This window comes from Ruegeria sp. CRTD044, from assembly GCF_059613485.1.
Genome location: NZ_JBXWSP010000003.1, coordinates 14,618 through 27,523, shown reverse-complemented (window position 1 = coordinate 27,523; position 12,906 = coordinate 14,618). Strand labels below are relative to the sequence as shown.

Below are 12,906 nucleotides of genomic sequence, written 5' to 3'. Positions count from 1 at the left end.
TCACCGCTTCCGTCGCTTGACATTACCACCCCGCTGCCCCGGCCTGCCAGCCGTTGACCGTCCGCGCGATTTCACCGCGTCTTCCGAGGCTTTCTCGACCGCCCATTGCCGCGCCATGGGGTCGTCGGCGACGGCCAGATCGACAGCTTCCAGACGCTTGATTTCGTCGCGGATGCGGGCGGCTTCTTCGAATTCCAGGTTCTCGGCCGCTTTGCGCATCTGGTCGCGCAACCCGTCCAGATGGGCCTCGAGATTGGCGCCGTGCATCGGTTTGTCGATGGTGGCGGTGACGCGGTTCATGTCCACGTCGCCCTGATAGAGACCGGCCAAGACGTCATCGACATTCTTCTTCACCGTCTCGGGCGTGATGCCGTGTTCCTCGTTATAGGCGATCTGCTTGGCGCGGCGGCGGTTGGTTTCCTCAAGCGCACGCTCCATGCTGCCGGTGATGCGGTCGGCATACATGATCACGCGGCCCTCGGCGTTGCGGGCGGCGCGGCCGATGGTCTGGATCAGCGAGGTTTCCGAGCGCAGGAAGCCCTCTTTGTCCGCGTCCAGAATGGCGACCAAACCGCATTCGGGAATGTCGAGCCCCTCGCGCAGCAGGTTGATGCCCACCAGCACGTCGAAGGCCCCCAGCCGCAGGTCGCGCAGGATCTCGATCCGCTCGATCGTGTCGATGTCGGAATGCATGTAGCGGACCTTGATGCCCTGTTCGTGCATGTATTCGGTCAGGTCTTCGGCCATGCGTTTGGTCAGCGTGGTGACCAGCGTGCGGAACCCCTTGGCCGAAACCTTGCGCACCTCGTCCAGAAGGTCGTCCACCTGCATCTCGACGGGGCGGATTTCGACCTCGGGGTCCAGCAGACCCGTGGGGCGGATCACCTGTTCGGTAAAGACGCCGCCGGTCTGCTCCAGTTCCCACTTGGCCGGGGTGGCGCTTACGAAGACCGACTGCGGGCGCATGGCGTCCCATTCCTCGAACTTCAGGGGACGGTTGTCCATGCAGGAGGGCAGTCGGAACCCGTGTTCGGCCAGCGTGAACTTGCGCCGGTAGTCGCCGCGATACATGCCGCCGATCTGCGGCACGGACACGTGGGATTCATCGGCAAAGACGATGGCGTTGTCGGGGATGAATTCGAACAGGGTCGGCGGCGGCTCGCCCGGTGCGCGGCCGGTGAGGTAGCGGGAATAGTTCTCGATCCCGTTGCAGACGCCGGTCGCCTCGAGCATCTCGAGGTCGAAATTGGTGCGCTGCTCCAGCCGCTGTGCTTCCAGCAGTTTACCCTCGCCCACCAGTTGATCCAGCCGCTGGCGCAGTTCTTTTTTGATGCCGAGGATTGCCTGCTGCATGGTCGGTTTCGGCGTGACGTAGTGCGAGTTCGCATAGACCCGGATCTGCTCCATCGTGTCAGTGCGCTCGCCGGTCAGGGGGTCGAATTCGGTGATGGCCTCAAGTTCTTCGCCGAAGAACGAGAGTTTCCAAGCGCGGTCTTCCAGGTGGGCGGGCCAGATCTCCAGAGAATCGCCCCGCACCCGGAAGCTGCCGCGCTGGAAGGCCTGATCGTTGCGGCGATATTGCTGGGCCACCAGATCGGCCATCACCTGCCGCTGGTCGTATTCGTTCCCGACCTTCAGATCCTGCGTCATCGCCCCGTAGGTCTCGACCGAGCCGATGCCATAGATGCACGAGACCGAGGCCACGATGATGACGTCGTCACGCTCGAGCAGCGCGCGGGTGGCCGAGTGGCGCATCCGGTCGATCTGTTCGTTGATCTGCGACTCCTTCTCGATATAGGTATCGCTACGCGGCACATAGGCCTCGGGCTGGTAGTAGTCGTAGTACGAGACGAAATACTCGACCGCGTTGTCCGGGAAGAAGCCCTTGAACTCGCCGTAAAGCTGGGCCGCCAGCGTCTTGTTGGGGGCGAGGATGATGGCGGGGCGTTGGGTTTCCTCGATCACCTTGGCCATGGTGAAGGTCTTACCGGTGCCGGTGGCGCCCAGCAGCACCTGATCGCGTTCGCCGTCCAAAACACCGGCGGCGAGTTCCTTGATGGCCGTTGGCTGATCCCCGGCCGGTGCAAACTCCGTATGCATGACGAACCGCTTACCGCCCTCAAGCTTCAGGCGGGCGCGGACATCGTCGACGGTCAGTTGGGTTTTGTCAGAATGTGCATAGGGCATCGGCAGGCTCCGCTTGGGCTTCTTACATTTGTTCTTATTTTGTCCGCATGCAACCCCTGCAGCACCGGTCATTTGCATGGCCCTGCGGCATTTGCAATCTTGTCCCCGCCCGCACTCTGACGCATAAACGGTCGCGACCAACCGAGTATGGAGAGGCGACATGCGCGCACGGATTTACCAGCCTGCAAGAAATGCGATGACGTCGGGTATGGCCAAGACCCGCAAATGGGTTTTGGAATTCGCGCCTGCGTCGGCGCGCGAGGTTGATCCGCTGATGGGCTGGACGTCGTCCTCGGACACGCAATCCCAGGTTCGCCTGAAGTTCGACACCAAGGAAGAAGCGTTGGACTACGCCAAGGATCATGGCATCGAAGTTCTGGTCAGCGAACCGCACAAGCGCAAACCCAACCTGCGCCAGCGCGGGTACGGCGAAAACTTTGCAACAGACCGCCGCGGTCCCTGGACCCACTGAATGATTGACATCCGCGAGGCGGATCCGACTTCGGCCGCGCTGCGGCCGGTGGTCGAGGCGCATTTCGCGCACAGCGAAGCTGCGGGACCCGCCGAAAGCAATCACACAATGGATGCCGAGGCGCTCTCTGGGCCGGATATTCGGTTCTGGGCTATGTTTGACGACGACGAGCCTTTGGGGTGCGGCGCATTGAAGGCTTTGCCGGACGGGACGGCCGAGGTGAAGTCGGTCCATATCCTGGCCAAGGCGCGCGGGCGCGGTTTGGCGCGGACGATGATGAACCACCTAGCCGAATGCGCATGCGCCGACGGAATCTCTGCTCTGGTTCTGGAAACCGGCGCGGCCCATCTGGCCGAGTACGACGCCGCACGCAAACTCTATGAAGCGTTGGGATACAGCTATTGCGGTCCGATCTTTGGGTATCACGACGATCCCAACAGCGCGTTCATGCGCTTGGCTCTTGAACCCCGGCTCTAAACCGATCAAGAAGGGCCCAGCGGTCCCGTAGCTCAACTGGATAGAGCAGCTGACTTCTAATCAGCAGGTTGAGGGTTCGAGTCCTTCCGGGATCGCCAGTTCCTGATCCTAGTGACGTTCGACATCCAAAGTCCGTTTTTACGACAAAAAACGGTTTTTTGAATTGCCCTCGAATCTACCTTCCTTTTAGCGCAGTTCTTTCAACAACTTGTGTGTCGTGTAGCGGTTCTTTCACTCCGGCCGGGTTCGATGGCGCAACCCAACCAGGATGCGTTGACACGCAGCACGTTAGTTGTTCCCTAATCGTTCCAAAGGTTCCGGAACCTTTCACACCCATCAGCCCCGCCCGCCCCGGCGGTGTGGACACCAGCGCGGCAAGCCCCGTCGCGCCACGAAAGGATTCTGCGATGCCCCGTGCCACGACCACGATTCCGTTTCATGCGCTGCGGTTCGAAGACGAGCTGCCGACGCTGTACGAGGTCGAAAGACGCCTGAAGACATTCCTGCGCGCGCTCCGCAGGCGCCGCCAGGCGGCGCAAACCGGCGACGATGAAGACAGCCGCGACAAGATGGATCAGGTCTTCGACTATCTGAATGAGGACGAGCGGCGGAAGATCCGGCGTCGCGCGCACCGGTACGTGCAGCGGCTGGACGCCTTGTCCGGCCTGTCTCATCTGAGCGAGGAGAACCGTGCGAAGCTGACGCCTATTCGTGGCGGACTGCCGGTTACTCGCGTCACCTCCGAACACGAGGCGGACGAGATCGCCGCCGCGCTCCACGCCGAGATGCCCTGGATGGCGCCCGCCACCGAAGCCGTCTGGCACGGGCTGCGGGCCTCGGCACGCGAGGGCCTGCCCGGTGTCCGGTTCACCCCGCTCGTCCTGATCGGCCCGCCCGGCATCGGCAAGAGTTTCTGGGCCCGGCGACTGGCCCACCATCTGGAGGTGCCCGGGACAAAGATTGACGCAACGGGCGAGCCTGCGTCCTTCGCGCTCACCGGATCCCAGCGCGGCTGGGGCAGCGCCCATGCGGGCAAGCTGGTCAACACGGTCCTGACCCACCGGCATGGCGGGCCGCTGGTGATCATCGACGAGATCGAGAAGGCCGACGAGGTCCACTCCAACAAAGGCACGCGGCACACGCTGACGGATGCGCTACTGCCGCTGCTGGAGCGGATGACGGCGGCGACCTGGGAATGCCCGTTCTTTCAGGTCAAGATGGACATGTCCTGGGTCAACTGGGTGATGACAGCGAACAGCCGGCAGGGTCTGCCGGAACCATTCCAGAGCCGCTGAGTGGTGCTGGACCTGCCGGTTCTGACCACGGCGCAATTGAGAGACTTCGCTATGAACGAAGCCGCCCGGCGTGGCCTTCCCGCGCCTGCTGTCGACGCCCTCGCTGCCATCTTCGAGACCGGTGCAATGGCCCACCGCCGCCTGAGCCTGCGCACCGTCGCCCGGATGCTCGACCGCGCCGAGGCGCTGGCGATGCGCCCCTTGCTGCATTGAAGGCACCGCCCTGGAAGAGTTTTCCTACAGAGGATCAATGGCAGCATACATAAACGACATACATTCATCCCGTCCGAGTAACCGACCCCGCGCAGCGGTGCTCGATCTGAGGTCGCCCACGCACCTAAACTATCCATTCCCGATGCCGAAGGAACCGCGGGTTCGCGGAAACCCGGAGTATGACTTCGAAGGCATAGATCCAGCCCGAATATGGATGGGCACCGGAACGGGTGGAAAGTGTGAATTCGCGGCCGTGCAGCGTGTAACAGAGGAGATCGCAAAAGGGGACCTTCATTCCTGCGACCTGTGGCCCGTCCTGCCCAGAGATAGTGCGTACAAGGCACACCCAGAAAGGCCTTCTCGGCTTTCAATCCCTAAGAGCCGACAAAGTCTTTTCTTGTAGTTTCTCCGCCGGGCCAATCTGGGATGCGAGCGGTTGAACGGGCGCACTCCATGATGTGACGAACAATAGCACTCCGACCACGGTCACACAGGTCGCACCGGCGACTTGGGCAACGCTTTCAAAGCGTTGGTGGGTGGCTGCATTTGCACCGATCCGCTGCGCAACTTTCGCGCGTCCCCAGATGGCCGCGACGCCGATCAGAGACATAGAGATCGCCATGCCCAGCGAAATCGCGGCCACCATGGCGATCGCAGGCCATACAAGGTCATTTGCAAACCCGAACAGCATTACGATCAGCGCGCCGGTACAAGGAACGATGCCCACCGCTGTCGCAAGCCATCCGTCGGATCGGCTGGACGATTTTTCGGCAATTGCGCAGGCAGCGCAGCCGCTGTGGGTATTGTGGTCATGCGGGTGCGTGTGATGCGGACCGTGTTCATGGGTCGCCGAGGCCGTTCTACGGAGGTCATGAATTGTCCGAAGGCTTTTCCAAAGCATCAAAAGGCCAATTGCAATGATCAGCGCATAGCTGCCCAGCCGGATGAGCCTGTAATCGGATGGTGCCCCGCCGGTGGTTTGCCGGATCGCAAGGTCGAGCAGGAATACAGCCGCAACGGCCGAGAACACGTGTACGATGGCGATGCGAACCCCCATCCCGACACCGCGGCGCAGGCTACCCCCTTCACCGACGAAATAGGAAATCACGACGGCCTTGCCGTGCCCCGGCCCAAGCGTGTGCAGGACCCCATAAAGAAACGCGACAAGAAGAGCGAACGCTACCGTCGCCAGCGACTTGCCCTGATCCATCGACGTCATTGATGTCGTGAAGAGATTGCTGATCCAGGCCTGGGTTCGGACCACGATATTGCCCTGAACAGGCGCAGCGGCAGACGCCTTGATTTCACCCGGTACGCCCCAAACCTGTGCCTCTTTCAATGAGTAGGATGCTTCGACCATCCTCTGCCCGTCGACGAGGAACAGATTGCTGACAGACGGTTCATGTTCCAGAATGCCGCGCAGCCGAATTGCGTGAAACGCTTCGTCTATTTCAATGCCTTCGGGTACATCGACACGAACCATCTGGTTGGGCGGCGGCGGCGGCGTGTGAATGCAGGCCCCCACCCACGGCACCAGCAGAAAACTGAATACGCGCCCGTTATCCCCGCGCAGCGGTAGGACGTATCCATCAAGCGAAACTTCGTGCCCGAGATACTGCCCGGTTACGCCGGTCGCCTCTTCGCGCCGTTTCTCCATCACCACAAGGCGCTGGGTCAAAAGCTCGTCCGCGTCATAGCCTTGGTCGCGCAGCCGCACACGGGCCTCCTGTGCCCGCTGGCCGAGTTCGGCGTCATCCACGCGGCGCGCGGCATCCAGGATCGTTCGCAGGTCATCCTTCTGCTGGTAAGACATCTCAAGGAACGGATCGTCATAAGGCGCCGTTGACGGCGCCAGATCATGCCAATCTACATGCGGGGGCTCATTGGCCAGCGCGGTCGAAGGGTGCAGCCCCAGCGCAAGCAATAGCAAAAGCACCATATGCCCGAAAAAGGTGATGACTTGTTGCGCGTCCATAGCAGGCCTTTCCATGTCACACCGCGTTCTTGAAGTTGACGCTGTTCCTCATGATCAAATCAATGTTTCCCCACGGGTTGGCGGCCAGTCTCAAATCCTCGAGAGGGTTGACGACAACCATGATCAGGTCTCCGTCGGTGACGAAACTGGTGACGTCGATCATCTCCGCGGACAACCCGTCAAGGACATTTGCGTGTATTATGATGATTGGACCGGGGGGCGTCCCGCGCCCCCGCGACCGAAGCCGCGAGGACGAAAGGAAAGGTAGTCAGCGTTCGGCCACGCATGACCGGTCACTCCATGTCGAACTTGTAGATGGTGCCGTCCTTCATGATCATGCCGAAGTTCGCCTTGGCATCGCCGATCAACTGCAGATCCTCCAGAGGATTGCCGTTGACGAGGATCATGTCCGCATAGGCGCCTTCCTCGATCACGCCGAGCGGGCCCAGTGGGTAGGGCGTCAGGTCGCCCGACATCTTCAGCAGTTCGGCGTTGTCACAGGTTGCCATTTTCAGCGTTTCATACGGCGTGAACCAACGTTCCATCTTGGCCAAGACGGCACCCTGACGTTCGGCAAGGTCCGCGCTGAACAGCGTATCGGTGCCGAAAGCGATCTTCAGGCCCAGTTCCTTGGCGGTCTTGTAGACGAAGTCGGTGCCGTCGGTGACAAACTTGTACTTAGCCTTCTGGAACTCGTTCAGAGCCGGTGCGTCTTCATCATCCATGAACGGCTGCATGCTGAGCCACACATCTTTGTCCTTCATCATCTGCAGGGTCTCACGGGTCGCCATGTGACCGTGTTCGACGCTGCGCGCGCCATTCTCGACAGAGTGCCGAACCGCTTCATCATTGATCGCATGGGTCGTCACATAGGTGCCCCAGGCTTCGGTGGCTTCGACAGCGGCCTGGAATTCCTCGTCGGTGAACTGGATGACGTGGATCGGGTCATAAGACGAGGTCACGCCGCCACCCGCCATCAATTTGATATGGGTGGCCCCCTGCATCAGGTTTTCCCTGACGCGTTTCAGAACTGCCGGAACGCCATCCGCGAGATAGAACATGTTGCCCTCTTCAAAAGAGTGCAACTCACCCAGGGGAGTTGGCACGTCCCGCGTAATCCGGAAATCCTGGTGGCCGGCGGTGATTGACAAGGCTGGCCCAGAAGGGAACACCCGCGGCCCGTCGATCAGCCCCTCGTTCGTTGCGCGCGCGATGTCGAACATCGGTCCGGCCACGTCGCGCACTGTTGTGAACCCGCGCGACAGCGCGTTGTTCTGGGCCTTGGCGGCCAGAAGGTTCCAGTAGCCCTCGCCCGTCAGGGCCAGTTGCGCGATCGTCGCTTCGGCAAAGACCCCATGCCAATGCGCGTCGATCAGGCCGGGGATGAGCGTGTAGCCCTCGGCATCGATCTCGAAAGCGCCTTCGGGTGCCTCAAGATCGGAACCAATGGCGGAGATCAACTGACCGGAAACCAGAACGTCAACATCCGCGAGTTCTTCGTCACACCCGTTGAAGACCTGTGCGCCCCTGATCAGGACATTGTCGAATTTCATCTTTACGTTGGTGGTTTCAATTTCACCGACGACACCGGCCGGGACGACCTCATGGTTGGCCTCATGCGCCAGAACGCTGACCGGAGTCGCGGCGAGCGTCGTGCAGAGCAGATAGGTGAGCGTTCTGTTGGTCATGATGTACATCCTCATTTTCAAGCGATGAATGAATTTGGTTTTGGTCGCGCAAAACTGTTTTTTGGGTGCGCAGCCTGGGTTTTCAAAAATTGCTGATCGCGGTGAGTGGACCCGCTTGGCTTTCTTGTGCTCCCGTGGCACTGAAATGTTCTGTCACATGAGGGCGTGAACAGACCCAAGAAGTCAACAGTGACATCGCCCCGCGTCAGAAATTCAGCACCTTGTATCCAACCTGGACAGACCACTCTGCCGGCCTGTCGCCGCCAAACAGAATGCCAGGCTTGATGAACACTTGACCGTCACCGCCAAATGCCTTGCCCGTCAGCATGCCCGCGGTCACCTGTAGGCTTCCGAACGTCGCGTCCGTTTCCCAATCGTGGATGATGGCCGGGTCGAAGGTCAGGTAGAAACGCGGATTTTTCAGCTTGGGAACATAGTAGAAGTCGATCGTGGTCGTGTTCACATTCTGACCTTGATCATTTCCGCCCTCCAGTCCGAATGTCTGAACCCAGGCCGGGGCGAAAATTGCTCCGTTGTTGAGAAACCACGCGTAGAAGGCCGAGGTTTCACCGGCAAATTGCCCATAGCCGGCGGCTTCGGTTTCTGCTGTGTCCAGGAACAGTTCAAAAGTGAAAGCGGCCCCGTTTTTCTCGGTAAGGTAAAAAACGTCAATGTAGGTAACGCTGATGTCGCCCAGCGTGAATTCAACCCCTGGCTTTCCGCCGAAGATGGGGTTTGCGTTGAACGGGCTGTCCGATCCGGGCACGGTGATCCGGAAGGCCCGTTTCCCACCCTCACCAAAAGGCTGCGTATAGAAGGCCTCGAACAGACCGGTGTTCAGGTCGGAATTGATCTGGTTGAACTGATACTGAAGCCCAAACTGCGTCGTGAGCAGCGTTGGATTTGTTCCGTTGTTGATCTCGCTGAGGTCTTCCTGAGCTTTGGCAGGTGGTGCAATGGTGGCTGCAAAGAGAGCTGCCATTGCAGGTAATCTGCGCAGCTTCGGTGCAAGCGATGTGCCCGAGGCTCGATGCAAGGATTTGATTTCGACGGTGTCCACTCGGCTGTTCCCCATCTTGAGTTGGTTCCGATCTCGTCAGCCTTTCGACACGCGCTGACACTCCGGCATGAGACAAGCCTAAAGCTCAAATTTCAACCTGCAAAAATTTTCGTACTCTGATGAGGGATCATGAGGGATGATGTGCTACCCAACGCGTCCTCGACCGTTGTCAGATTTTCTGCCGATCTGGCCGGAGGTTTCTGTTCCATTGGTCTATGCTGCCAGTTCGGCCACCATACTCAAATCCGTTTCGACGACCTTGGCTGTGATAATGGTCCTATTGATGGGTTTTAATTGGACACGGCTATCCAAAGCCGGCCTTCACCCATAGCCGGGCACCGGCGGTTCGGTCCGCACTGTGTAATTCGCCAATCCGCAGATTTAGCCGTTGCAGCGAATATCAGGTTCGGCGGGCCGCACCGCAGCATGCCGTGCTACGAGTGAACGGCCGCAATGGGCAGGGCTCCACCGTTGCCAAACAGCGCATGACTGCCGGTCATGCGAGAAAACGTGAAGTGGTCACTCATTGCTGCGCCGCACAAATGCCAGGGCACAGCCCAGGGTGATGAGCAACCCTCCACACGTCCGGTCGATCCAGCGCGCGCCCCGGTGGCTCAGAAATTGCATCGCCTTTGCCCCAAGACCGGCATAGGCCGCCATAGTGGCCACGTCGACCGCGATGAAGACGAGAGCGAGCAGGGCGTATTGCGCCAGAAGCGGTTCGGACGGGTCAAGGAACTGCGGCAGGAACGCAGTGAAAAACAGGTAGCCTTTGGGGTTCGTAACGGCGACCAGAAAGCTCTTGCGGAACAGTGTCAGTCTGCACCCGGATACGCCCGAGATTTGTCTACTCGAGTGCGCTGGAAAAGATCCCAGCTCCCCCGAGGACCGCAACATCTGAACGCCGAGCCACATAAGATAGCCGACGCCAATCATTTTCACGACGGTGAACAGAACCGCGGATGTGGCTAGTATCGCGCCCAACCCCAGACCAGCCGCGGCGATCAGAACACCGTCGGAGAGTGCGGCGCCCGCGATCCCATAGCCCGCGGACACAAGGCCGTAGCGAGACCCGTTGGACAGGGCCAGCAAAACCGTCGGTCCGGGTGTCATCACGACGACCAAGGCCAACAGGGCGAATGTCACAATCGAAATTTCCATCAGGTCGTCTCCGGTTTCAGGGCATGAATTGCGAGGCCGGTCAGGATCAGGGCCAGTCCGCTGACAAGGGTTCGGGTCGTATTCCAGATCTGCCACGGCGCGGAATAGTCCTTCCAGATTTGGGCGGCGTCCGCCCTGTCCGTCGGTACCGGCACTGTTGCAAGGGCCTCATTCATCGGCACGTTGATCAAAACCGTGACCAGAAATGCCCCGATGAAATACACGGCGGCCCCTGCCGCGAAGAGAGCGGCTGACCTCGTCCTTTCCTGATGGATCGCGACAAACGCGGTCAGCATCAGGATGACCGGTGTCAGAAAGAAGGCCGGGAAGAACACCGGATTCCGAACAGAGGCGTTCATCGCCTGCATTGCCGTGATTGCGACTCGGGGGTCGGTCGCATCGAGGCCCCACATGGTCGAGCAGACCCAAGCATAGAAGAAGCCGAAAACAGCGCCGATGTTCAAAAGGGAGAGCGTCGACATCGGCACGAGTAGTCGGGCCATCAAACCTGTCCTGCAGGTGCGGCCGGGCGTTGGCGTGTTTCATCAGCTTGACGGGACGCATTCAGGACGCGGACAAAGATCACGATGGCTGCAAACTGCCCGAGCACTACGGCGGGCCAGATCAATGCGAACTGCGCGTCGAAATACTTCTGCGGCCCGAACGATACCAGCGCCATCAGCGCAGCCATCACGCTCAGGCCACGCCCGACAGCGTCCGTGAGCGGCTGCACGATCATTGCCGACAGCGCGATTGATACCGAAGCGCCAAGAAACGGGGCGATGCCAAACAGCGGAGTCGTAATCGGCGGATGGGGCTGGATGCCGGCATAAAGCGCAGAAAGCATGATGAGTTGCAGCAGGATCAGTGTGGCCAGTGCTGCAATGGCCTGTCGGTCGTGGTGAGACATTTTTCCTCCAAAAGCGTAATTTAAGTTACGGTTGAAAATATCCGTAATTGCAGTTACGGATTATGTCAACACGCAGGAGACAGGAATGCGCAAAGAAAAGAGATCACTGCGCCAGCGACAGATCGAAGACGCCGCCTATGAGGTGTTGGAGGCCAAGGGCTATGGCGGCACATCGATGCGGGACATTGCGAAACAGGCGCGGGCGTCGAACGAGACGCTTTACAGATGGTATGGCGACAAGCAGGGCTTGTTTCAGGCCCTTGTCGCGCGCAATGCGGAAGAGGTGAAAGACCATCTCGCATCGGAATTGGAGACCGATCACGACGCGCTGTCCATCCTGCGCACGCTTGGCCCGAAGTTGTTGACCCTGCTCACTGGAGACAGGGCCGTTGCACTGAACCGGGCAGCGGCGGCGGACAGCAGTGGTGAATTGGGCGCTGCACTGTCAAAGGCGGGCCGCGAGGCGGTGTTCCCGCTTTTGGAGCGGGTGTTTCTGCGTGCCCGAGAGGAAGGCGCACTGAACTTTGAACACACCGGTGAGGCTGTGGCGCTCTATCTCGATCTCTTGATTGGCGATCAGCAGGTCAGGCGCGTCATCGGACGTCTGCCGAGTCCATCGAAAACCTTTTGCCAAGAACGGTCTGAACGTGCCGTCAAACTCCTCTGTAAACTTCTCGGCTAAATTCAAACACCCAAAGGAATTCAAAACATGAAAACCCTCATCGCGCCCAAGGCCTGCCAGACCATGACCGATCTTCGCGCGCAAATCGACGCGATCGACGTTGAGCTCATAAACCTGCTCGCCACGCGAAGCCTCTATATCGACCGGGCTGCGGACCTCAAGAAAATCGAAGGTCTGCCGGCGCGTACCACAGATCGTGTGGCTGAGGTGCTGGACAAAGTTGGCTCAACCGCGTCCGAAAAGGGTCTGGACCCGGAACTGGCGCGCAAGCTTTGGGCCGAGCTGATCGAATGGTCGATTCAGCGCGAAATCAGGGAGCTTGGCGAATAGAGCCATTCGGAAAGACCAAGGGCGAAATTGGTGGGGGTGGCCATTTGAAACTAATCCGGAATATCAGAGCCGCGGGGGTCTTCCACAAGGCTGCGAAGTCAATGCAGGCTGGGGATTACCCGGCTGTTCTTGACCGCTTGGATGGGTTCAAAGCGCAACCATATTTCATGGCCAAGGCGGAACTGTTTCGCGCAATGGCGCGGCATCGGCAGGACAGGTTTGCAGATGCGGTTCACCATTATGACAATTTCCTGATCAACCATCTCGCGGACATGCCGCGAAAGGACCGTCCCTACGTGGAAGAGTATGCGAAATTCTTCAGAAGCCGTGCCCAAGCGAGAATTGATCCGTCAACGCCGCTGTATTCATCTCTTGAAGAACTGAGAAAGCATGCGGCCTCGGCACCATTCCTTACCAGGGCTGAATTCTCGGTCTGAACTCCGGGCAGGTGCCGAC

15 protein-coding genes and 1 tRNA gene are annotated in these 12,906 nt (G+C 59.6%); 8 read left to right on the top strand and 8 right to left on the bottom strand.

Features of this window, described 5'->3' with window-relative positions:
• On the bottom strand, positions 1 to 2,187 hold the full coding sequence (gene uvrB / locus AC2FNL_RS01075; RefSeq protein WP_170373035.1) for an excinuclease ABC subunit UvrB: 2,187 nt from the start codon (positions 2,185 to 2,187) through the stop codon (positions 1 to 3).
• Between the two features lie 160 nt (positions 2,188 to 2,347).
• Between uvrB and AC2FNL_RS01070 the strand changes: the two genes are divergently transcribed.
• The 5 genes from AC2FNL_RS01070 (at position 2,348) to AC2FNL_RS01050 (ending at position 4,644) form a co-directional block, all read left to right on the top strand.
• Entirely contained in the window at positions 2,348 to 2,659 is a 312-nt protein-coding gene (locus AC2FNL_RS01070) for an ETC complex I subunit (protein ID WP_093963390.1), read from the top strand.
• Positions 2,660 to 3,136 carry a GNAT family N-acetyltransferase gene (locus AC2FNL_RS01065; protein ID WP_496831803.1) on the top strand — a complete coding sequence of 159 codons (477 nt, stop codon included), beginning with the start codon at positions 2,660 to 2,662 and terminating at the stop codon, positions 3,134 to 3,136.
• Positions 3,137 to 3,157: 21 nt separating this feature from the next.
• A tRNA-Arg gene (locus tag AC2FNL_RS01060) sits at positions 3,158 to 3,234 on the top strand.
• A 309-nt stretch (positions 3,235 to 3,543) separates the two neighbouring features.
• Positions 3,544 to 4,431, top strand: coding sequence for an AAA family ATPase (locus AC2FNL_RS01055; RefSeq protein ID WP_496831801.1), 888 nt, complete (start codon positions 3,544 to 3,546; stop codon positions 4,429 to 4,431).
• A complete protein-coding gene (locus AC2FNL_RS01050; protein WP_496831799.1) occupies positions 4,432 to 4,644 on the top strand; it encodes a hypothetical protein in 213 nt (70 codons plus the stop codon). It begins immediately after the preceding gene.
• Between the two features lie 367 nt (positions 4,645 to 5,011).
• Here the strand turns inward: AC2FNL_RS01050 and AC2FNL_RS01045 are convergent, their stop codons facing one another.
• The 7 genes from AC2FNL_RS01045 to AC2FNL_RS01015 form a co-directional block, all read right to left on the bottom strand.
• Entirely contained in the window at positions 5,012 to 6,619 is a 1,608-nt protein-coding gene (locus AC2FNL_RS01045; RefSeq protein WP_496831797.1) for a HoxN/HupN/NixA family nickel/cobalt transporter, read from the bottom strand.
• A gap of 16 nt (positions 6,620 to 6,635) precedes the next feature.
• On the bottom strand, positions 6,636 to 6,782 hold the full coding sequence (locus AC2FNL_RS01040; protein WP_496831795.1) for a hypothetical protein: 147 nt from the start codon (positions 6,780 to 6,782) through the stop codon (positions 6,636 to 6,638).
• 130 nt (positions 6,783 to 6,912) lie between these two features.
• Complete coding sequence (locus AC2FNL_RS01035; protein WP_496831793.1) at positions 6,913 to 8,307, bottom strand: metal-dependent hydrolase family protein; 1,395 nt, start codon at positions 8,305 to 8,307, stop codon at positions 6,913 to 6,915.
• Positions 8,308 to 8,512: 205 nt separating this feature from the next.
• Positions 8,513 to 9,367 carry a hypothetical protein gene (locus AC2FNL_RS01030; protein ID WP_170372889.1) on the bottom strand — a complete coding sequence of 285 codons (855 nt, stop codon included), beginning with the start codon at positions 9,365 to 9,367 and terminating at the stop codon, positions 8,513 to 8,515.
• Between the two features lie 519 nt (positions 9,368 to 9,886).
• Positions 9,887 to 10,528, bottom strand: coding sequence for a LysE family translocator (locus AC2FNL_RS01025; RefSeq protein WP_217897889.1), 642 nt, complete (start codon positions 10,526 to 10,528; stop codon positions 9,887 to 9,889).
• The gene (locus AC2FNL_RS01020; RefSeq protein ID WP_496831790.1) at positions 10,528 to 11,031 is read right to left on the bottom strand and encodes an anthrone oxygenase family protein; all 504 of its coding nucleotides are present in this window, start codon (positions 11,029 to 11,031) and stop codon (positions 10,528 to 10,530) included. Before AC2FNL_RS01020 ends, AC2FNL_RS01025 begins: the two co-directional genes overlap by 1 nt.
• Positions 11,031 to 11,438 (bottom strand): hypothetical protein, encoded by a 408-nt coding sequence (locus AC2FNL_RS01015; RefSeq protein WP_093963070.1) that lies wholly within the window; start codon positions 11,436 to 11,438, stop codon positions 11,031 to 11,033. Before AC2FNL_RS01015 ends, AC2FNL_RS01020 begins: the two co-directional genes overlap by 1 nt.
• An 85-nt stretch (positions 11,439 to 11,523) precedes the next feature.
• On the opposite strand from AC2FNL_RS01015, the gene AC2FNL_RS01010 reads away from it, so the two are divergent.
• The 3 genes from AC2FNL_RS01010 to AC2FNL_RS01000 all read left to right on the top strand — a co-directional run bounded on the left by AC2FNL_RS01010 (position 11,524) and on the right by AC2FNL_RS01000 (position 12,887).
• Positions 11,524 to 12,120: a TetR/AcrR family transcriptional regulator gene (locus tag AC2FNL_RS01010; protein ID WP_496831788.1), complete on the top strand. Its 597-nt coding sequence runs from the start codon at positions 11,524 to 11,526 to the stop codon at positions 12,118 to 12,120.
• A gap of 27 nt (positions 12,121 to 12,147) precedes the next feature.
• A complete protein-coding gene (locus tag AC2FNL_RS01005) occupies positions 12,148 to 12,450 on the top strand; it encodes a chorismate mutase (RefSeq protein WP_093963068.1) in 303 nt (100 codons plus the stop codon).
• A gap of 167 nt (positions 12,451 to 12,617) precedes the next feature.
• Positions 12,618 to 12,887: a hypothetical protein gene (locus AC2FNL_RS01000; protein WP_496831786.1), complete on the top strand. Its 270-nt coding sequence runs from the start codon at positions 12,618 to 12,620 to the stop codon at positions 12,885 to 12,887.
• The last annotated feature ends 19 nt before the right edge of the window (positions 12,888 to 12,906 follow it).

Bases quoted from the DNA above. Each gene is read 5' to 3' on its own strand.
- uvrB (WP_170373035.1), bottom strand. From the start codon at position 2,187: ATGCCCTATGCACATTCTGACAAAACCCAACTGACCGTCGACGATGTC.
- AC2FNL_RS01070 (WP_093963390.1), top strand. From the start codon at position 2,348: ATGCGCGCACGGATTTACCAGCCTGCAAGAAATGCGATGACGTCGGGT.
- AC2FNL_RS01065 (WP_496831803.1), top strand. From the start codon at position 2,660: ATGATTGACATCCGCGAGGCGGATCCGACTTCGGCCGCGCTGCGGCCG.
- AC2FNL_RS01055 (WP_496831801.1), top strand. From the start codon at position 3,544: ATGCCCCGTGCCACGACCACGATTCCGTTTCATGCGCTGCGGTTCGAA.
- AC2FNL_RS01045 (WP_496831797.1), bottom strand. From the start codon at position 6,619: ATGGACGCGCAACAAGTCATCACCTTTTTCGGGCATATGGTGCTTTTG.
- AC2FNL_RS01040 (WP_496831795.1), bottom strand. From the start codon at position 6,782: ATGATCGACGTCACCAGTTTCGTCACCGACGGAGACCTGATCATGGTT.
- AC2FNL_RS01035 (WP_496831793.1), bottom strand. From the start codon at position 8,307: ATGACCAACAGAACGCTCACCTATCTGCTCTGCACGACGCTCGCCGCG.
- AC2FNL_RS01025 (WP_217897889.1), bottom strand. From the start codon at position 10,528: ATGGAAATTTCGATTGTGACATTCGCCCTGTTGGCCTTGGTCGTCGTG.
- AC2FNL_RS01020 (WP_496831790.1), bottom strand. From the start codon at position 11,031: ATGGCCCGACTACTCGTGCCGATGTCGACGCTCTCCCTTTTGAACATC.
- AC2FNL_RS01015 (WP_093963070.1), bottom strand. From the start codon at position 11,438: ATGTCTCACCACGACCGACAGGCCATTGCAGCACTGGCCACACTGATC.
- AC2FNL_RS01010 (WP_496831788.1), top strand. From the start codon at position 11,524: ATGCGCAAAGAAAAGAGATCACTGCGCCAGCGACAGATCGAAGACGCC.
- AC2FNL_RS01005 (WP_093963068.1), top strand. From the start codon at position 12,148: ATGAAAACCCTCATCGCGCCCAAGGCCTGCCAGACCATGACCGATCTT.
- AC2FNL_RS01000 (WP_496831786.1), top strand. From the start codon at position 12,618: ATGGCCAAGGCGGAACTGTTTCGCGCAATGGCGCGGCATCGGCAGGAC.